Raw genomic sequence first — 18,331 nt, forward strand, 5'->3', positions numbered from 1 at the left:
TCGTGGGCTGTTGCTCTTGTAAGAAATCAATCGGCCGGCAGCGGCCAGCCCTCCAGCACGTGGCCGGGATGTTCGCGGAGGAATCGCCGCCGGACTTCGACGTACCGGGTCGGCGTGAGCCCGGTGAACGCCCGGAACTCGTGGCCGAAGTGAGCCTGGTCGAAGTAGCCTGCGCCACCGGCGAGGTCGGCCCAGTCGATCGGTCCGGCGGGGTCGATCGCCAAGACGGTGGCGGCGAAGCGGTGGCTGCGGGCCAGCCGCTTGGGCGTGACGCCGATGAGCTCCTTGAATCGGTGTGCCAGATGAGTGCTGCTGACGCCGGCTGCCACGCTCAGGTCGCCGATCGCAACCTCCCCGCCGGTCGCCGCGATGACGCTACTCGTATGGCGGACCAGCCCGAGGCCGGCGGTCTCGCACAGCCGTCGCATCAGCTCCTCCTCGAGCCGCGTCAGCATCTCGCGCGGTCCGTCCGCCGTGGCCAGCCGGTCTCGCAACTCAGCAGTGGCGGGCCGGCCCCAGACCTGCTCTACCGTCAGCGGCCGGTCACACAGCTCGGCCGCAGGCATCGCCAGGAAGGGCGCCAGCCCCCACGGCTTGAAGTGCACACCGACGGACCGGGACCGGAGTGGGTAGCCGAACTCCCACGCGCGGGTGGGCATGGTGACCACGCAGCCGTCGGCGTACTCGGCCGTCTCGATGTCGGTGCCGGCGCGGATGCGGAACGGCGGCCCGAGGTTCACGATGAGCAGCGCCACCGGCGCCGCTGGCAGCGTCAGCCGGGCGTACGGCGGCGCACCCTCCAGGTAGTAGAGGTCGTCGATCAGCCCGTCCAGCGGCGGTCGCGGCACTCTGGACACGTACTCCATGCCCACAGGATCGCCGACGCCGCGCCGGCAGCGCGCGCCGGGATGGTCCAGCCGCGCTGCGGCCCCTCGGCAACCAGCTGCCGGATGACCTCCATCACCCTCGCCTTCGATCAGGCGGACTCGCAGATGCAGAGTTGAAGCGGCGTATCCCCGGCAAATGGTCGACCGGACCAGTCGCCGAAGCGCTCGACGAGCCGGAGGCCGCCGAGCGAGACGAGCAGCGGCAGCTCCTGCGGGAAGATGCTCCTGATTTCGAGCGGTGCGACGACGAAGTCGGCCTCGGAGTCACTCGAGAGGTACCACGTCCCGCGGGTAACCTGCGCGGACGCATCGTAGGTCTCAGCGACATCGACGCTGACCTTGCCACGGTCAGGATCCAAGAACGACAACGACTCCCGGGTACGCCGCACGCCATCGGCTTCGGCAAGGAGGCGCATGCTCGGGTTGAACACATCGAAGACGAAGCGTGCTCCAGGTGCCAGGTGTCTTCGAACCGACCGGAAGCAGCTCACCAGATCCTCGGCCTCATGCAGATGCAGCAGAGAATTGGCTGTGATGAACACGAAGTCGAAGGTGCGGCCCAGATCGAAGGCCCGCATGTCGCCCTGCATCCATTCCACCGCTACACCGCGCTCGTTCGCCTTACGCTGAGCCTCAGCCAGCATGTCTGGCGAGAAGTCCAAGCCGACGCACGGATGCCCGTCGGACGCGATCGGGATCAGCTTTTGCCCGGTGCCGCACCCGAGCTCCAACACCCGCCCGCGTTGCCGATTGGCCTCGGCACGGTAGAAGTCGACTGCCGGGCCGCCGCCCGGGAACATCAGGTCGTACAGCCTCGCGTGCGAGTAGAACGCTCCACTCATCAAGCCGCCTCCTTTCCGACTCACCCGCAGTTTGCGCGTGGGGAAGGTTACGGGCTGAGTTTGGTGATTTCGGGGGTGGGGGTGCTGTGGAAGGCGCAGGCTCGGGGGTAGCCGGCTAGGCAGCCTCGGGTGGTCATGAGGGCTGTGTAGTAGTCGATGTAGCGGAAGCCGTAGGTTTCGCCGCGGGCGAAGGCCTGGTGGCGGATGGCGGAGATCCAGCGATAGAAGGCTTCGTCGGGGATGGGGACGTACATCGTGGGTTGGAAGCCTTCCATGTCTTCCCAGTTCTCGGCGTGCAGGAAGGTGCGGACCGAGTGGCGCGCGCCGTCGACTCCTTCGGACGGGTCCATGGGGAGGCCAGCCAGGAAGCGGGCGCGTTCGGTGAGTTTGGCGGCATGCTCGTGGTCGCGGTGGATGCTGTGCTTCCAGTGCGTGATCAGGGTGTCCGGTTGTTTCTCGCGGATGATCGCGGCCAGCTCGGTCGCGACGTTGTCGGTGTCGGGGAGGAAGCCGTCGCTGTGGTCGAGGACGATGAAGTCGGCGCCGATCGCGGTGGCGAACGCCTCGCCCTCGGCGATCTTCTGCACCTTGTACTCCGACGGCGTCATCCGCGGGTGGCCGCGCTCGCCGGGGGTGAGCGCGATGATGGTCGCGTTCGCGCCTTCCAGCACGAGTTTGGCCAGCATGGGCCCGGCAGTCAGGTCCATGTCGCCGATGTGCGCTCCGACGGCGAGCACTGTTCTGGTCACAAGCAAGTCCTCACTTCGGTCGTCGCGCCGAGGCCCGCTCGTCGTCCAGGGTGGAGACACACAGCGCTTCCCTCCTTTCGAGAATCGGGAACTGTCGGTCACGGCTGATTGGGTGTGCAACATGTCCCGGTTCCGGCTGTATCCGACTCCCGCGCAGCAGACAGCCTTGCTGCTTCAGTGCGGGCATGCCCGATACGTGTGGAACCTGGCGCTCGAGCAGTGGTCGATGTGGACCTCCGACAGAGGAGCGACGCCTAGCTTTACTTGCCGCCGTCTCCCGAGCCCTCGCCACTCGAGCAGGCGGCGGCAGAAGCGATCAGAGCAGCGGCGACCGCCAGCCGAACGCCTTGAACGATGCGCATGTCAGTCCTTCCCGTCGGCCGGGACCAAGGGCGCCCGGAGGATGGTGAACGTGCGGGTGATGGTGAATCCGGTCTTGAGATAGAGCTGGCCGGCCGCGGACTGCTCGCCGGTCCAGAGGAACCACGCGCTGTGCGCGCCGAGCCCGGCCATCCGCTCCAGCGTCAGGTGCAGCAGCACCTTGCCGAGCCCGGTGCCGCGCGACTCCGGCAGCACCCCGAACGGCCCGAACCGGTCGATGACACCTTCGTAGGTGCCGTGCATCGCCCACCCCAGCAGGCGATCGCCGGGATCACGCGCAACCACGATCCGCTCCAGCGGCAGCCCGGTGACGACGGCTTCCCGGATCGCCCGCGCCCAGTCCGGGTTGAACTCGTCGCCCGCGATGGTGATCAGCGAGGTGAGCTCGTCGCCGCTCGGCGTCCCGAAGCTGTAGCCGTCGGCCGTCAGCCCGGCGAGCTGCGCACGAACCTCGGCAGGAATCTCGTACCCGACCAGGCTCCGGTCCATCGCGACCGCGTCGTACCGCCGCTCGAAACCCAGCGCCGACAGCAGCCTCAGGGCATCCGGGTAGCGGGCGGCGTCGAGGCCGGGCAGGAAGTAGTTCGGTGTGTACGACGAGAAGAACGCCTCGGACCGCCCGTGCGACCGGAGCCAGTCCAGCGCCGCCGTGAGCAACGCGCGGCCGAGTCCGCGACCGCGATGGTCGGGATGCACGAAGAAGAACGGGATCCACCCGGCCGACGGCTCGAGGTCAGCGCCGGATGCCGCGACCAGCCGACGTACGGCGTACGCCGCCCCGACCACCTGGTCGTCGACGACGGCGACCTGCAGGCCGGCGGGATCGAAATTCCGGTCGAGCAGGAACAGGTCGCGGAATCGCTGGTACCCGATCGGATCCGCCGGCGCCGCCGCGGTCCACGCCTCGGCCAGGGACGGCCCGTCGCCGACCTGGAATGACCTGATCATCGCGAGGTCCCTTCGTAGAGCAGTACGCCGGGTCGCACCCAGTCGAGCGTTGCCGCAGGCAACAGCGCGAGCGGGTCCTCACCGGCTTCGAGTGCCTTGCGCAACGAGTCCGAGCCCCACAACAGGTCGAGGGACGGCAGCAGTTGCAGGTCGTCCGGGTACAGCTGCCGGACCACCTGCAGCATCTCCAGCGCCGTACGCACCGGCTCGTACGTCGTCCGGTCGACGACATGCAACTGGACACCGGGCACGGCCTCACCGGCGTACTTGCTGAACACAGGCTCGAACCAGGTACGACGGAAGACGACGCCAGGCAGCCCGAAGTCGCGCAACGTGGGGACGAACCGCTCGTCGAGGAACGGAGCGCCGATGGTCGTGAACGGCCGGGTCGTCCCGCGCCCCTCGCTGAGGTTGGTGCCTTCGAGGCGCGCGCCCGACGAAGCTCTCGAAGCCCGGCTGCAGCAGCGGACCCTCCACCCGCAGCCCGCCGAGCGGGTTCGGCCGATCCAGGACGACGAACCGCTTCCCGAGCCGCGTGGCCGCCTGGAGGCAGTCGTACATCGTCCAGATGTAGGTGTAGAACCGCGTGCCGATGTCCTGGATGTCGAACAGCAGCACGCCGGTGAAGTTCGTGATCAGCCCGAGGCGCCCGTCGCCCACCAGCCCCGGCTCGCCGGCCAGACGCTCCGCGCCGGTCCGGACTGCCATCGCCACCACCACCCAGTTCGTGGATCCTGCAACTGGGTAGAAAACTTACCGAGACATTCAGGCGATGGTCAATGGATTACAGACAAACGTTTACCCGAGCAGCTCCGCTCAACGGTGCAGCGTGGCGAAGTACTCGGCCTCCCCCACTACCGACGGTGAGGGATCAGCGGGAGGACAAGTAGGTCAGGACGGCCATCACGCGGCGGTTGTCGTCCTCCGACGGGGGCAGGTCGAGCTTGGCGAAGATGTTGTTGGTGTGCTTGCTGACCGCCTTCTCGGTGACGAACAGCGCGTTCGCGATCGCGGCGTTCGAGCGGCCCTCGGCCATCAGTCCCAGCACCTCGGCCTCCCGCGGGGTGAGCCGGCCGACCGGCTCGTCCCGGGTGTTGCGGGCCAGCAGTTGGCCGATCACTTCCGGGTCCATCGCGGTCCCGCCGGCAGCCACCCGCCGTACCGAGTCCAGGAACTCGGCGACGTTCGAGACCCGGTCCTTGAGCAGGTAGCCGACCGCGCCGCCACCGCCGGTGAGCAGCTCGCGGGCGTACAGCTGCTCGACGTACTGCGACAGCACGAGGATCGGCAGGCCGGGCACCTGGCGGCGGGCCTCGATCGCGGCCTTCAGGCCCTCGTCGGTGAAGGTGGGCGGCAGCCGTACGTCGACAACGGCCACGTCCGGCCGGTGCTCCACCAGCGCGGGCACCAGCCGGGGACCGTTGTCGACTGCCTCGACGACCTCGAAGTCGTGCGCCTCCAGCAGGCGGATCAGGCCGTCCCGGAGGAGGGCGTGGTCTTCAGCGATGAGGACTCGCAAGGTAGCTCCATGATCACGGTGGTCGGCCCGGCCGTCGGACTGACCACGGTCAACGTACCGTCGAAGGCGGCCAGCCGCCGCTCGATACCGTACAGACCGCCACCGGGCTTGATCACCGCGCCTCCGATGCCGTCGTCACCGACCAGGAGATGCAGCTTCTCGTGCTCGTGCGTGATCTGGATCCAGGCGTTCGTCGCGGCCGAGTACTTCACCGCGTTCGCGAGTGCCTCGGCCACCGCGAAGTACGCCGCCGACTCGACCGGCGCGGGTGGCCGGCCGGGGACGTCGAAGGTGACGTCGACCTTGAACGGGCAGGACAGTGCGAGGGCCTTGACCGCGCCCTCCAGCCCGCGGTCGGCGAGCACCGGCGGGTGGATGCCACGGACCAGGTCGCGCAGCTCGGACAGCGCCGTACTGGCCGACAGGCGGGCCTCGGTCAGCAGCGCCGCGGCCTGCTCGGGGTCGCGGTTGACCATCTCCTCGGCCATGCCCAGGTTCATGCTGAGCGCGGCCAGCCGGGCCTGGGCGCCGTCGTGCAGGTCGCGCTCGATCCGGCGCAGCTCGGCCGCCTGGGTGTCGACGGTCTCGGCGCGGGACTCGGCCAGCTCCCGGACCCGGAGCGCGAGCTTGGCGCTCTCGGTCGGGCCGAGCAGCGAGCGGGCCATGAACGCGTTCGCCTTCAGCAGCCGCTCACCGGCCGCCATCCAGATCATGAACGCGATCAGCGCGACCGGCATGACCAGGAAGCTGGTCCAGAAGTTCACCGTGACCAGCCCGCCGAACGGCTCGGTGAAAACGCCTTCCGGCGTCACGCCGACCAGCAGCGGGTAGACCAGGTAGAACAGGCCGGCCAGGAACAGTACGGCGGACAGCAGGTTCAGCGTGAACCCGATGGTCGCGTTCACGATCAGCCAGATGACGTCGCGCCAGGTGGCCGGGTCGGTCAGCGTGGTGCGCAGCCACATCAGGATGCCGGGCATCGGCGGCTTCTTGTACGGGCGCGGGATCCGCTCGCCGGCGAAGCCGGCCAGCATGGTCCGGTGGCAGTTCGCGAACCAGCGGGTGGCCGGGACGAACGCGAGCAGCATCGGGATCCCGACCCACACCGCGATCAGCGGCACGGCCACCACGTTGAGCACGAAGAAGGCGATCCCGAGCTCGGCCAGGATCGCGAGGAACAGCGCGATCCACGGCTGCGCGAGTTTCGGGTACCGCATCGGCGGCGCCTGGGTGGCAACAGTGGTCATGGCTCCATCATGACTGAGCGTAAGACCCGGGGCGGTGGTGTTAGGCCCACTCTCTTCGGGGAACTGTCTCCCCGACGAGTTCGGGTCTTAGCACTCATGTTTTCTGCCATTAGGGCGATGAGGCTTGATGCCGTACGCTGGCCGCGGCTGTACGCCCAGGCCTCCCACCGCTCTGAGATGAGGACCTGAATGGCTCAGCCCATGGTTTCCGCTACTGCCGTGTCCAAAGGCAGTGACTTCGCACCGCTGCTGCGCGAGATCAAGGCAGCCGGCTTGCTGGAACGGCGTACGGCGGCCTACGCCATGGCGATCGGGATCAACGTCGCGCTGCTGGCCGCGACCTGGGCCGGAGTGGCGCTCCTGGGCGGCTCGTGGTGGGTGCTGCTCCTGGCGATCCCGCTGGCCGTCCTGACCACCAGGGCGGCCTTCTTCGGCCATGACGCCGGCCACCAGCAGATCTCGGGCTCCCGCAAGCTGCACGACTGGATCGGCATGCTGCACGGCAACCTGCTGTGCGGGATGAGCTACGGCTGGTGGAACGACAAGCACAACCGCCACCACGCGAACCCGAACCACACCGACAAGGACCCGGACGTCGGCGAGGGCGTGCTGGTCTGGACGCTCGAACAGGCCGAGGGCCGGACCGGCCTGTACGGCTGGCTGACCCGCAACCAGGCGCGGATCTTCTTCCCGCTGCTCACCCTGGAGGGCTTCAACCTCAAGGTGTCCAGCATCACGTTCCTGCTCGGCCGCCCGCGCCGCGAGGCCCGGCTCGAGCTCGGCCTGATCGCCGCCCACCTGCTGCTGTACTTCAGCGCGCTGTTCCTGCTCATGTCGCCGGGCCAGGCGGTGCTGTTCGCGCTGATCCACCACATGGTCTTCGGCCTGCACCTGGGCAGCGTGTTCGCGCCGAACCACAAGGGCATGGAGATGCCCGGCGCCGACACCAACTGGGGCCACCTGGAGAAGCAGGTGCTGACGTCGCGCAACGTGAACGGCGGTCTGGTCACCGACTGGATGATGGGCGGGCTCAACTACCAGATCGAGCACCACCTGTTCCCGAGCATGCCGCGCGCCAACCTGCGGGCCGCGCAGCCGATCGTCCGGACGTACTGCGAGCGGATCGGCATGCCGTACCTGAGCACCGGCCTGATCGAGTCCTACCGGATGGGCCTGCAGCACATGCACGAGGTGGGCGAGGAACTCAGGGATCAGCGCTAGGCCACGCCCTAGGCGAGCTGTCGCGGATCGATTACGGTCTGGGGTCTCGGGGCCGCCCACCTTGTGAGGAGACCTGCATGACCGACAGATCCGGTCTGAGTCGCCGTGGACTGCTCGGCGCCGTCGCCGGCGTCACCGCCGCCACCGCGCTGCCCGCCGTACCGGCGTGGGGAGCCGACGACCTGCGGCCCGGCGCAGTGAACCGCCCGGCACTGGACAGGTACGACCGGCAGATCGTCTCCGGCCTGTCCTCGGAGAAGGCGCTGCGCCACCTGCAAGTGCTGTCCGAGCACATCGGGCCGCGGATCGGTGGCACCCAGAGCGAGAAGCGGGCGGCCGACTACATCGCCGGCCAGCTCGACAAGTACGGCTACCACACCCGGCTGGAGCCGTTCCCGGTCGCGGACAAGTTCACCGCGCAGATCGAGGACGTCCGCGGCATCCTGCCGGACGACCTGTGCTGGCAGGCGGGCGCCGCTCCGGCCGGCAAGCTCGACGTCACGGTCGAGGGACCGGTGCGGGACGTCGGACCCGCGACGGCTCCGGTCTGGCCGGCCGACGTCGCCGGCTCGATCGTAATCACCGACGACACCGCGGCCGCACGCCAGGCCGTCGTCACGGAGGCCGCGGCGCGCGGAGCGGTGGCCGTCATCCTGCTGCCGGCCGACCAGGTGTACCCGCGCCGGGCCGCGGCGTTCTCGCCGTCCACCGGCCTCACCGCGGCCGCGATCCCGGTGATCGGGGTCGCCCAGGTGCAGAAGCGGCTGATCCGCGAGGCGCTCGCCGTGGTGACCTCGCTGCCGCTGCGGGTCAGCACCACCTCGCACCGCGGGCTGATCTCGAACAACGTGATCGGCGAGCGGCGCGGCAAGGCCGGCGCGAACGCGCCGATCGTGGTGGTCAGCGGGCACTACGACTCGGTCATCGGCGCGCCGGGCGCGAACGACGACGGCTCCGGCACCGTGCTCACCATGGAGCTGGCCCGCGTGTTCAGCCGGCTCCCGACCAACGCGACGCTGCGGTTCGCGCTGTGGGGCTCGGAGGAGCAGGGCTTGATCGGGTCGCGGTACCACGTGGCGCAGCTGGACCAGGCCCAGCGGGACCGGCACGCGGCGGTGTTCCAGAACGACATGGTCGCGACCAGCTGGGACCCGGCGATCACCTACTGGCTGCTGTCCTTCACCGGTCTGGCGAACACGGCGACGGACGCGGTCCGGGCGGCCGGGGTGCGGCTCGGGTACGACCCGCGGATGGTCGGCCCGGTCCAGCGTGGCGCGTCCGACCACCAGTCGTTCCAGGAGGTCGGCATCGCGTCGGCCAACTTCTCCTGGCGCGGCGAGATCTCGCCGGCGTTCCTCGAGCCGCCGTACCACTCGCCGGAGGACACGATCGCGAAGAACGTCAGCCTGGAGCGGCTGCAGGTCTCGATGGAGCTGATCGGCACCGCCGCGTACGCCGTCGCCCGCGGCTGACGGCCTAGGCCGGGGTGACGTGGCTCATACGGCTAGCCTTGAAGGGCTATGTCGCGCCGGAAGCCTTCCAAGTGGCAGCGGCCGGTCAACGACCGGCCGCTGCTTGGTGGTTCCCAGACCCGCCAAGCACGGTCCGACGGTGACTGGATTGTGCGGCAGGTGTCCGGGTCCTCGTCGAGCAAGGCGTACCGCTGCCCGGGATGCGACCAGCTGATCCCGCCGGCCACGCCGCATGTCGTGGTCTGGCCGGAGAACCCCAGCCTGCTCGCCGCGATCGGCGGCGCCCAGTCCCTCGACGAGCGACGCCACTGGCACTCCGCCTGCTGGCAACGCCGCCGCTGAGAGGTTGTTGATGAAGCTTCCGGTGACGTCGTACGGCGAGAGTGGCACGCCGGTCGTGGTCATGCACGGCCTGTTCGGCTCCGGGCGGAACTGGATGACCGCGGCCCGGCGGCTGTCCGGCGAGCACCGCGTGTTCGCGTTCGACCTGCGCAACCACGGCACCTCGCCGCACACCGGCACGATGAGCTACCCGGAGATGGCCGACGACGTCCGCGAGACGATCGAATCCCTCGGCATCGGGCCGGTCGCGCTGGTCGGCCACTCGATGGGCGGCAAGACCGCGATGCTCACCGCGCTCCAGCACCCGTCGGTCGTGCAGCGGCTGGTCGTGGTCGACGCGGCGCCGGTGGCCTACCCGCCGGCCTTCGTCGAGTACGCCAAGGCGATGCGCGACGCCGACCTGTCGAACGTCCAGCGCCGCGCCGACGTGGACGCTCAACTCGCCGAAGCGGTCCAGACCCCCGGTACTCGCGCGTTCCTGCTGCAGAACCTGATCCTCGACCAGGCCGGGGCCCGGTGGCGGCCCAACCTCCCGGTGATCGAGGCCGCGCTGCCGGCGATCTCCGGCTGGCCGGCCGAGGCGGAGGGCCGCAGCTACGAAGGCCCGACCCTCTTCATCTACGGCGGCAAGTCGGACTACGTCCAGCAGGACCACCGCGCCACGATCGCGTCGTACTTCCCCCACGTCCAGTACGCCGAGGTCGCCGAGGCCGGCCACTGGGTGCACGCCGAGCGCCTCGACGACTTCCTCGCCGTACTGACGCCCTTCCTGACCTAAGGCCTAGCCGTAGGTTCGCACGAGCTCGCGGAGCCAGTGCTCGATGTGGACGACCCACGCGGCGCACTCGATCTCGTCCGCGTGTTCCAGCAGCCGGTGCCAGGACACCAGCCGGTGCACCGTGTGCAGCGGTTCGGCGATCTCGAGCTCGCGGCGCAGCACGTCCAGCGGCGCCAGGTCCGACCACTCCTCGAGGTACGTCGTCACGACCTCGTCGTCGACGTCCTCCCGCACACTCCCGATCGTCGCGAACGGGTGACCCCACACCGCATCACCGAAGTCGAAGAACCGGAACGGACCGGCCGGATCGGGCCGGAAGACGTTCCGCGCGTGCAGATCGTTCTGATCGAGAGCCATCGGTACGGCGCCCGGCAGCAGCTTCTCCACCCCGGACAAGGTGTCGGCTGCCCGCCGTACGCCGTCAAGCGTCGCCTGACCGGGACGCAGCGGGTGATCGTCGGCGAGGTCCGCGAACCAGTCCGCCACGTGGTGCACGGCGCCGGGCAGGTGAGCCGGGGCGAGTGACGTGAGCCCGCTGGCGAGCAGTGCGCTCTCCACGGGGACGCTGTCGCGCTGAAGGGCCGCGTACTCGACGACGAGCCGGCTCCAGGCAACGTCGTCTTCGTCGAGCGTCGGTCCCTGGTCGGCGGTCAGAAACCAGCCGCGCTCCGGCTCGATCGCGAGCGGGGCGACGACGTGCTGCGGCAGCGCCTCGGCCATCGCACCCACGAGCGCGGCCTCGAACGCCTGGCCGGGGTTGTTCTCCTTGAACCAGTACAGCCCGTGGTCGGTCGGGTAGCACCAGACGGCTGCCCAGAAGCGGATCTTGTACGGCACCGGCGCACCGGTGACGGCAGTCCCTGCCAGTTGCTCCCGCACCCACGCGTCCGCTTCGGCAATCCAGGCGTCGCCGGTCCAGCGCCGTACCCACTGCCCTTCGGCGTCGGGCAGCAACGACCGCGGAAGCGGTGCGCGCCTCTGCTCGATCATCAGCCCAGCGTAGGTCTCCGCTTCGGGACCAGCACGCAAATTACGGCGACGGCCAGCAGGACGGCGGCCGCGACGAGCAGAGTGCTGACCGGTCGGGGCGGGTCGAAGGCCGGCTCGGTCGCGGCGGCGGCCAGGCAGGTGAGCAGCGTCAGGCCGAGCAGCCCGGTGGTCATCGCGCCCAGCCGTGCCATCAGGGCACCGGCCGACAGGTCGAAACCGCGACCGGTGAAGCGGAGACCGCGTTGGCTGGACTGACCCGCGTACTGGCCCCAGTCGTCGAGGACATGACGCGGGATGCTGATCCGCTCGAGGTTCGCCAGGCCGCGGGTGAGCGACTCCGGGGTCAGCGGCTGGTCGTCGTACAGGACCAGGGCGGTGCTCGCGATCGCCAGCGAGACGGGGCGAGCGTCGAGCAGCGCCTGCATGGTGCGCGGATGGAGGACGGCGGTCAGGTACCGCGCCTCGTTGCCGATGACATCGAAACTGCGGTTGAACTCGGCGCTCTCCAGCGTGATGTCGGACCGGGACAGCCCACCTGGCCGGACCTCCATCGGCGGCAGGGCCGCGGGCAGCCGCGGCGCGACGAACACCGACAACCGACGCCGACGGCACAACAGCCCGTGCCACTGCAGCCACCGCACCTCGAACGCGGTCCCATTCGGAGTCTGTACGGCGTTCCGCACACTCCACGCCCGCCCGACCGGCAACGGCAGCGGCGGCAGGTCCAGCTCCCGCGGTTCGAGCATTCGCCACCCGTTGCGCTGGGCAACGTCCTTCAGCGCTCGCGACGTCGCCTGCGGCCACGAGTACACGAGCACCACCGCGGCAAGGACGAGAATCGCCAGCAACGGCAGTACGGCGATCACGATCGCCGGCCCCGCGTCGTACGCGGACCAGACCAGCCGGACCAGTACGGCGCCGACCGCGGCCAACGCGATCCACCGAGCGACCGTCGCCGTACCGGAGGAGATCCGGAGCAGCACCCACGCCACCGGAAGCACCAGGACCGCGACGAGGAACATCAACGAGGACCAGCCCGGCCACTCCGCCCCGATGACCCCCGGCATCCCGATCAGCCCGATCCCGGTGAACACCAGCAACAGCGTCGCGCAGACCCCAACCAGGTCCCGCTGATACCTCATCCTCCGCATGCCCCGGCAGTCTTCCAGAGCACCGGTGCACTAGGGCTTGCCAACCCCCGCATCGCGCGTGACGATCGGGTCAACAGGACGTTCGCCCCCGTCCGAGGCCAGAGGAGAAGGACAATGGCCGACATCGCTCAGTCAGAGCAGAACTACCCACTCGGCGTCAGCCGCCCCGATCTCGCGGTGCAGGACCTGCCAACGCCGGAGGAGGTCTTCAAGATCAAGCGCCTCGGCGCCCGCGAACTGATCCAGTTCGCCATCGGCCCGAGCCTGATCGCCCTCGGCATCTCCATCGGCAGCGGCGAGTGGCTGCTCGGCCCGCTGAGCGTCGGCCAGTACGGGTTCGTCGGGGTCGGCTGGATCATCACGGTGTCCGCCTTGCTGCAAACGTTCTACAACGTCGAGTGCGCCCGGTACGTCGTGGCCACCGGCGAGGTGCCCGTGATCGGTTGGGGCCGGGTGCCGCCGGGCTGGCTCCTCTGGGTGCCGGCCTCGGTGTTCCTGGTCATCTTCGCGTTCATCGCCGGCGGCTGGGCCGCGTCGGCCGGACAGGGTGTGTACGCACTCGTGCACGGCCGGACCGCCCCCAGCACCGACGCCGAGGAACCCAGGATCTACGCGATCCTGCTGCTGATCCTGGTGTTCGCGATCACCGCGGCGGCACGCCGGATCAGCCGCGCGCTGGAGCTCGCGAACTGGGTGATGATCAGCGTGATCCTCCTGACCCTGCTGATCGTCGACATCGTCCTGGTCCCGGGCCGGATCTGGTGGGACGGAATCAGCGGTTTCTTCACCCCGGCCGCACCACCGGACGGGATCTCCGCGACGCAGCTCGGCGCGTTGGCCGGCTTCACCGCACTCGCGTCGGGCCTGAACTGGTACGTGCTCGGGCACTACCGGGACAAGGGCTACGGCATGGGACACCGGGCCGGCTACCTCGCCGGGATGCGCGGCGAGCGCAAGCAGGTGCTCGCCAGCGGCGTCACCTTCCCCGACGACGAGAAGAACCGCGGCCTGTGGCGGCGGTGGTACCGGCTGCTGCTGACCGACATGTGGGCGGTCTTCTTCGCCGGCGCGATGCTCGGCATGCTGCTGCCGACCATCCTGATGACCCGGGCGGTCGAGCTCAGCGGCGAGGGGCCGACCTCGGCCACGGTGCCGACGTTCGTGGCCGACGTACTGAACGACGAGTACGGCAGCTTCGTCTTCTACCTCATTCTGCTGATCGGCGTGCTGATCCTGTTCAGCACCCAGCTCGGCATCTTCGAGGCGATGGTCCGGGTCACCACCGACGCCTCGCACGCGAGCAGCTCCAGGCTGCGGGCCCGGATCGAAGGCGACCCGCGGAAGTTCTACTACCCGTTCATGATCGTGCTGCTGGTGGTGATCTCGGTCATCATCCACCTGGCGCTGCCGGTCGGCCTGGTCCAGTGGTCGGCGAACATGTCGAACCTGGGCGCGCTGATCTACCCGTTCCTGCTGATGTACCTGAACAGCAAGCTGCCGGTGCCGGCCCGGCCGCGGCCGTGGCACTACCTGATCCTGCTGCTGAACTTCCTGTTCTTCGGATTCTTCTTCGTCAACTTCATCGCCGACTTCATCGGGGATCCGCTGGTCACGTTCTAGCTGCTGTAGTCCCGGAAGCCGCGGCCGGTCTTGCGGCCGAGGTAGCCGGCGGTGACGAGGTGTTCCAGCAGGGGGGCCGGGGCGAACCCCGGCTCGCGGAACTCCAGGTAGAGGGTGCGCTGGATGGCCAGCGAGACGTCCAGGCCGACCACGTCGAGGAGCTCGAACGGGCCCATCGGGAGCCGGCAGCCGAGCTTCATCGCGGCGTCGATGTCGTCGACGTTGGAGTAGTGCGCCTCGAGCATCCGGACCGCGTCGTTCAGGTACGGGAACAGCAGCGCGTTCACGATGAACCCGGCCCGGTCGCCGCACCGCACCGGGTGCTTGCCAGCGGCAACTGCCAGCGCCGCGACCGTGTCGGCCACCTCGGCGGATGTGCTGACCGTGCTGACGACCTCGACCAGCTTCATCACCGGCGCCGGGTTGAAGAAGTGCAGACCCACCACGTCACTCGGCCGCTTGGTCGCCATCGCCAGGTCGATCACCGGCAGGCTGCTGGTGGTGGTGGCCAGGATCGCGCCCGGCTTGCAGATCTCGTCGAGGGTCTCGAACAGCGCCTGCTTGACGCTCAGCTCCTCGACCACGGCCTCCACGACCAGGTCGACTGTCGCCAGGTCGTCGAGCTTCGCCGTGCCGACGATCCGGCGCAGCGCCGCGTCGCGCTCGTCGGAGGACAGCTTGCCGCGCTGGACTCCCTTCTCCAGCGAGCGTTCCAGGGCGGCCCGGACCCGGTCGACCTTCTCGGTGCCGCGGGCAACGTAGAGGACGTCGTACCCGGCCTTGGCGCAGACCTCGATGATGCCGACCGCCATCGTGCCGGAGCCGACCACGCCGACCTGCTTGACCGCACGGACGGCCGGTGCGCCGGCCGACGTCGACGGGGTGTGCTCGTCGTCGACCACGACCGGGGAGTCCGGCGACTCGTAGGTGTAGAAGCCGCGGCCGGTCTTGCGGCCGAGCAGGCCCGCGGTGACCATCTGCTTGAGGATCGGGGCAGGCGCGTGCAGCCGGTTGCGGCCCTGCTTGTACATCGTGTCGAGGATCTCGTACGCCGTGTCCAGGCCGATCAGGTCGAGCAGCGCCAGCGGGCCCATCGGGTAGCCGCAGCCGAGCCGCATCGCCGCGTCGACGTCCTCGCGGGTGGCGTAGCGCGACTCGACCATGGAGACCGCGTGGTTCAGGTAGCCGAACAGCAGGGCGTTGGCGATGAAGCCGGCCCGGTCGGCCGCGACTACCGGGACCTTGTGCAGCCGGCGAGCCAGTTCCTGCACGTCCTCGACCACGTCGGGCTCGGTGACGACGGTCTTGATCACCTCGACGAACTCCTGCACCGGGGCGGGGTTGAAGAAGTGCATGCCGACCACCCGGCGCGGGCGCTCGGTGGCGACCGAGATCTCGGTGACGGACAGGCTGGAGGTGTTGGTGGCCAGGATGGCGTCCTCGCGGACGATCTTGTCCAGCGCGGAGAACACCTCGCGCTTGAGCTCGAGCCGCTCGACCACGGCCTCGATCACCAGGTCGCACTCGGACAGCGCCTCCAGCGCGGTGGCGAAGGTGACCCGGTCGAACAGCGCCTGCTGGTCCTCGACCGACAGCTTGCCGCGCTTCACCGCCCGGTCGGTCGAGTGCTGGATGTGCCCGCGGCCGCGCTCGGCCGCCGCCTCGTCCCGCTCGACGCCGACCACGGTCAGCCCGTTGCGCGCGAACACCTCGGCGATCCCGGCGCCCATCGTGCCGAGACCGACCACACCCACCGTCTTCAGTTCCCGAGCCATGCCCCGAACTATGCCAGTCCGCCCAGTGGTCCGCCCATGAGCTGAGTCACCCCCGAGGCCAACCTCACACCTCCTCGAATACCACCGGCGACTCCAGCCACCCGTCCAGCAGCCACTGCGGATCCGGCGCGTGGTCCAGCGCCGCCGCGATCGGCTTCGGCTTCAGATCCCGTACGGCGAGCTCGCGCACGGGCAGCCAGACCGCCCTGTAACTCCCCCGCTCCGACTCCGGCGAGCTAGCCATCTCCGGCCCGTCACCGGTCCCGAACTCACCACCGATCTGCTCGGCGACGTAGTACTGCTGCGTGCTCTGCCCGAAGTGCACCACCGCGACCAGCCCGCGGACCTTCACCAGGAGCCCCAGCTCCTCGTACGCCTCCCGCCGGGCCGCCTCCGGTGGGCTCTCGCCGTCCTCGACCTGACCGCCGGGCAGCACGTGGTACGTCGTGCCGTCGCGGACCCGCTCGATCGCTGCCAGACCTTCGGACGTCAGCAGCACGATCCCGGCCCGGATCACGAGCGCCTGGCCAGCACGTAGAACCACCAGCCGTTCCGCGTCTCACCGCGGCTGAGCTGCTCGACCGTCCAGCCGGTGGCGGTGAGCAATTCGCGCAGCGGCTCCTCCTGCCACAGGACGAAGTGCCGTGGCAGGTCGAGGTTCCGGTTCGACCACTCCTCGCCCTTGCCTTCCCGCGTGGTGAAGGCGAGAACCGGTGCGGCGCGGGCGGCCTTCCGGAGCACTCCGGTGAGCTGCGCCCGGTCGAAGTGCATGAACAAGGCGTCGGCGAACACCGCGTCGTACGGTCCGCCGAAGTCGTCCGTGATCGCGTTCAGCCGCTCGGCGTCGTACCCGTCCGCGCGCATCATCTCGACGAACGCCGCGGCGGCGTCGGTTCGCCGTACGACGAGACCCCGCCGCTCCAGCTCGATCGCGTCGCGGCCGGTCCCGCTGCCCAGCTCGAGCACGCGTGCGCCGGGTGAGAGCGCTCCGTCGAGCAGGTCGATGAGCAGCGTGTTGGGCTCGGCCGGGATCGACTCCCGGAACTTCTCGGCCGCCTGCTCGTACGTCGCCAGCGTCACCTCGTTGTTGGTCGGCACCCGCGTCCACCCGTCGCCCGTGTGCTCGACGATCGCGGGCAAGTGCAGCCCGAGGTCCACCCCGAGCACCACCACGGTCTCGCCCCGATGCAGGTCCGCAATCGCCTGCAGCTCCTCGTCGGGCCGCCGCACCAACTCCGGTACGACGGTCAGCCGCACGCCGAGCCGCTCCGCCAGCCGGGCCCCACCCGCCGCCTCGAACGGCCCGGCATACACCTGAGCGATCCGCTCATCGACCACCGCCTCCGCGACATCCCCGGGCCACAACAGGATCCGCGCGGGGCACATGAGATTCACGGCTGACAGTCTCACGCACCTTCGGCACCGGTGGAATGCCCGGGGAACACCTTCGCTCCGGGTTCGATCAGGCCCGCGGCGTTGTTGACAGCGGTCGCGGCCTCGCCGAACGCGACCGAGATCAGCTTGACCTTGCCGTCGTAGTCGACGATGTCACCCGCCGCGAAGACACGCCGCAGGTTCGTCCGCATCGCCGAATCGACCAGGATATGCCGCTTGCGCTGGTCGAGGCTCCAGCGTGTGAAGGGCCCGAGGTCGGCGGTGAAACCCAGCGCGGCGACCACGGTGTCCACCGGCAGCGTCCGCCGCTCGCCGGTCAGGTTGTCGAAGATCTCCACCGATTCGACCCGGGCGTTGCCGTTGATGCGGGCTACCTCGTACGGCGTCAGCACCTCGACGCTGCTCGACAGCACGGCGGCAACAGTGGCCTGGTGGGCCCGGAACGCCGGACGCCGATGGATCAGCGTGACCGACTCGGCGATCGGCTCCAGGCTCACCGCCCAGTCGAACGCCGAGTCGCCGCCGCCGACGATCAGGACCTTCTGTCCAGCCAGGTCGGCCAGCCGCTTCACGAAGTAACGCAGGCCACGGTCGGCGAAGTCGTCGGCGTCCGGCAACGGCCGCGGCGTGAACGTCCCGATCCCGCCGGTGATCAGCACAGCCTTCGCCTCGATGACGGCGCCGAGGTGCGTGGTGACCGTGACAACCTCGTCCTCCACCACAAGCTCCTCGGCCCGATGGCCCAGCAGGTACTGCGGTTTCGCGGTCGCGGCCTGATCGACCAATGCGTCGACCAGGTCCTGCCCCTTGATCGCGACGAATCCGGCGACGTCGTAGATCACCTTCTCCGGGTACAGTGCCGACACCTGGCCGCCGAGCTCGGGCAACGAGTCGATCAGCGTGACGGAGTACCGCCGGAAACCGGCATAGTACGCCGCGTACAGTCCGGCAGGCCCCGCTCCGATGACCAGCAGATCGGTCTCGGTCCTGCTCATGCTTTCAGCGTAGGCCGAT

General features: G+C 69.3%; 19 protein-coding genes and 1 pseudogene. 6 read left to right on the forward strand and 14 right to left on the reverse strand.

Translation table 11 applies throughout. The features are described 5' to 3' along the window. Positions 1-26: 26 nt before the first annotated feature. The 3 genes from ACIBGM_RS30205 to ACIBGM_RS30215 all read right to left on the reverse strand — a co-directional run bounded on the left by ACIBGM_RS30205 (position 27) and on the right by ACIBGM_RS30215 (position 2,478). Positions 27-866, reverse strand: coding sequence for a helix-turn-helix domain-containing protein (locus tag ACIBGM_RS30205; RefSeq protein ID WP_360536716.1), 840 nt, complete (start codon positions 864-866; stop codon positions 27-29). A gap of 110 nt (positions 867-976) precedes the next feature. After that, the gene (locus ACIBGM_RS30210; protein WP_360536714.1) at positions 977-1,729 is read right to left on the reverse strand and encodes a class I SAM-dependent methyltransferase; all 753 of its coding nucleotides are present in this window, start codon (positions 1,727-1,729) and stop codon (positions 977-979) included. Positions 1,730-1,776: 47 nt separating this feature from the next. Then, the gene (locus ACIBGM_RS30215) at positions 1,777-2,478 is read right to left on the reverse strand and encodes a PIG-L deacetylase family protein (RefSeq protein WP_360536713.1); all 702 of its coding nucleotides are present in this window, start codon (positions 2,476-2,478) and stop codon (positions 1,777-1,779) included. Between the two features lie 121 nt (positions 2,479-2,599). Between ACIBGM_RS30215 and ACIBGM_RS30220 the strand changes: the two are divergent. Then, positions 2,600-2,698, forward strand: a pseudogene (locus tag ACIBGM_RS30220) (helix-turn-helix domain-containing protein); the annotation flags it as partial. A 143-nt stretch (positions 2,699-2,841) separates the two neighbouring features. Here ACIBGM_RS30220 and ACIBGM_RS30225 read toward each other — a convergent pair. The 5 genes from ACIBGM_RS30225 to ACIBGM_RS30245 form a co-directional block, all read right to left on the reverse strand. After that, complete coding sequence (locus ACIBGM_RS30225; RefSeq protein WP_396387438.1) at positions 2,842-3,807, reverse strand: GNAT family N-acetyltransferase; 966 nt, start codon at positions 3,805-3,807, stop codon at positions 2,842-2,844. Next, complete coding sequence (locus ACIBGM_RS30230; RefSeq protein ID WP_396387585.1) at positions 3,804-4,178, reverse strand: hypothetical protein; 375 nt, start codon at positions 4,176-4,178, stop codon at positions 3,804-3,806. The genes ACIBGM_RS30225 and ACIBGM_RS30230 overlap by 4 nt, the downstream gene beginning before the upstream one ends. Continuing rightward, the gene (locus ACIBGM_RS30235; RefSeq protein WP_396387439.1) at positions 4,063-4,515 is read right to left on the reverse strand and encodes an exo-beta-N-acetylmuramidase NamZ domain-containing protein; all 453 of its coding nucleotides are present in this window, start codon (positions 4,513-4,515) and stop codon (positions 4,063-4,065) included. Before ACIBGM_RS30235 ends, ACIBGM_RS30230 begins: the two co-directional genes overlap by 116 nt. 163 nt (positions 4,516-4,678) lie before the next feature. Further along, positions 4,679-5,326 (reverse strand): response regulator transcription factor, encoded by a 648-nt coding sequence (locus ACIBGM_RS30240; RefSeq protein WP_360536707.1) that lies wholly within the window; start codon positions 5,324-5,326, stop codon positions 4,679-4,681. Further along, a complete protein-coding gene (locus tag ACIBGM_RS30245) occupies positions 5,278-6,573 on the reverse strand; it encodes a sensor histidine kinase (protein WP_396387440.1) in 1,296 nt (431 codons plus the stop codon). Before ACIBGM_RS30245 ends, ACIBGM_RS30240 begins: the two co-directional genes overlap by 49 nt. A 219-nt stretch (positions 6,574-6,792) precedes the next feature. Here ACIBGM_RS30245 and ACIBGM_RS30250 point away from each other — a divergent pair, with 219 nt between their 5' ends. The 4 genes from ACIBGM_RS30250 (at position 6,793) to ACIBGM_RS30265 (ending at position 10,386) form a co-directional block, all read left to right on the forward strand. Beyond that, entirely contained in the window at positions 6,793-7,794 is a 1,002-nt protein-coding gene (locus ACIBGM_RS30250) for a fatty acid desaturase family protein (protein ID WP_396387441.1), read from the forward strand. Between the two features lie 77 nt (positions 7,795-7,871). Next, on the forward strand, positions 7,872-9,266 hold the full coding sequence (locus ACIBGM_RS30255; protein WP_396387442.1) for a M28 family metallopeptidase: 1,395 nt from the start codon (positions 7,872-7,874) through the stop codon (positions 9,264-9,266). Positions 9,267-9,314: 48 nt separating this feature from the next. After that, complete coding sequence (locus ACIBGM_RS30260; RefSeq protein WP_396387443.1) at positions 9,315-9,608, forward strand: hypothetical protein; 294 nt, start codon at positions 9,315-9,317, stop codon at positions 9,606-9,608. A 10-nt stretch (positions 9,609-9,618) separates the two neighbouring features. Next, the gene (locus ACIBGM_RS30265) at positions 9,619-10,386 is read left to right on the forward strand and encodes an alpha/beta fold hydrolase (protein WP_396387444.1); all 768 of its coding nucleotides are present in this window, start codon (positions 9,619-9,621) and stop codon (positions 10,384-10,386) included. 3 nt (positions 10,387-10,389) lie between these two features. Here ACIBGM_RS30265 and ACIBGM_RS30270 read toward each other — a convergent pair whose 3' ends face one another. Then, complete coding sequence (locus ACIBGM_RS30270) at positions 10,390-11,376, reverse strand: hypothetical protein (RefSeq protein WP_360533088.1); 987 nt, start codon at positions 11,374-11,376, stop codon at positions 10,390-10,392. Continuing rightward, positions 11,376-12,518 (reverse strand): hypothetical protein, encoded by a 1,143-nt coding sequence (locus ACIBGM_RS30275; RefSeq protein WP_396387446.1) that lies wholly within the window; start codon positions 12,516-12,518, stop codon positions 11,376-11,378. The genes ACIBGM_RS30270 and ACIBGM_RS30275 overlap by 1 nt, the downstream gene beginning before the upstream one ends. Positions 12,519-12,641: 123 nt before the next feature. On the opposite strand from ACIBGM_RS30275, the gene ACIBGM_RS30280 reads away from it, so the two are divergent. After that, positions 12,642-14,147, forward strand: a complete 1,506-nt coding sequence (locus ACIBGM_RS30280; RefSeq protein WP_360533082.1) for an Nramp family divalent metal transporter — start codon at positions 12,642-12,644, stop codon at positions 14,145-14,147. Here the strand turns inward: ACIBGM_RS30280 and ACIBGM_RS30285 are convergent. The 4 genes from ACIBGM_RS30285 to ACIBGM_RS30300 form a co-directional block, all read right to left on the reverse strand. Beyond that, the gene (locus ACIBGM_RS30285; protein WP_396387447.1) at positions 14,144-15,922 is read right to left on the reverse strand and encodes a 3-hydroxyacyl-CoA dehydrogenase family protein; all 1,779 of its coding nucleotides are present in this window, start codon (positions 15,920-15,922) and stop codon (positions 14,144-14,146) included. The genes ACIBGM_RS30280 and ACIBGM_RS30285 overlap by 4 nt on opposite strands. 64 nt (positions 15,923-15,986) lie before the next feature. After that, positions 15,987-16,466 (reverse strand): NUDIX domain-containing protein, encoded by a 480-nt coding sequence (locus tag ACIBGM_RS30290; RefSeq protein ID WP_360533076.1) that lies wholly within the window; start codon positions 16,464-16,466, stop codon positions 15,987-15,989. Further along, entirely contained in the window at positions 16,436-17,308 is an 873-nt protein-coding gene (locus ACIBGM_RS30295) for a class I SAM-dependent methyltransferase (protein ID WP_396387586.1), read from the reverse strand. Before ACIBGM_RS30295 ends, ACIBGM_RS30290 begins: the two co-directional genes overlap by 31 nt. Before the next feature lie 20 nt (positions 17,309-17,328). Further along, positions 17,329-18,312 (reverse strand): NAD(P)/FAD-dependent oxidoreductase, encoded by a 984-nt coding sequence (locus ACIBGM_RS30300; protein WP_360533073.1) that lies wholly within the window; start codon positions 18,310-18,312, stop codon positions 17,329-17,331. Between the last annotated feature and the right edge of the window lie 19 nt (positions 18,313-18,331).

Source organism: Kribbella sp. NPDC050470 (genome assembly GCF_044458365.1).
In the GTDB taxonomy this organism is placed as follows: Bacteria; Actinomycetota; Actinomycetes; order Propionibacteriales; family Kribbellaceae; genus Kribbella.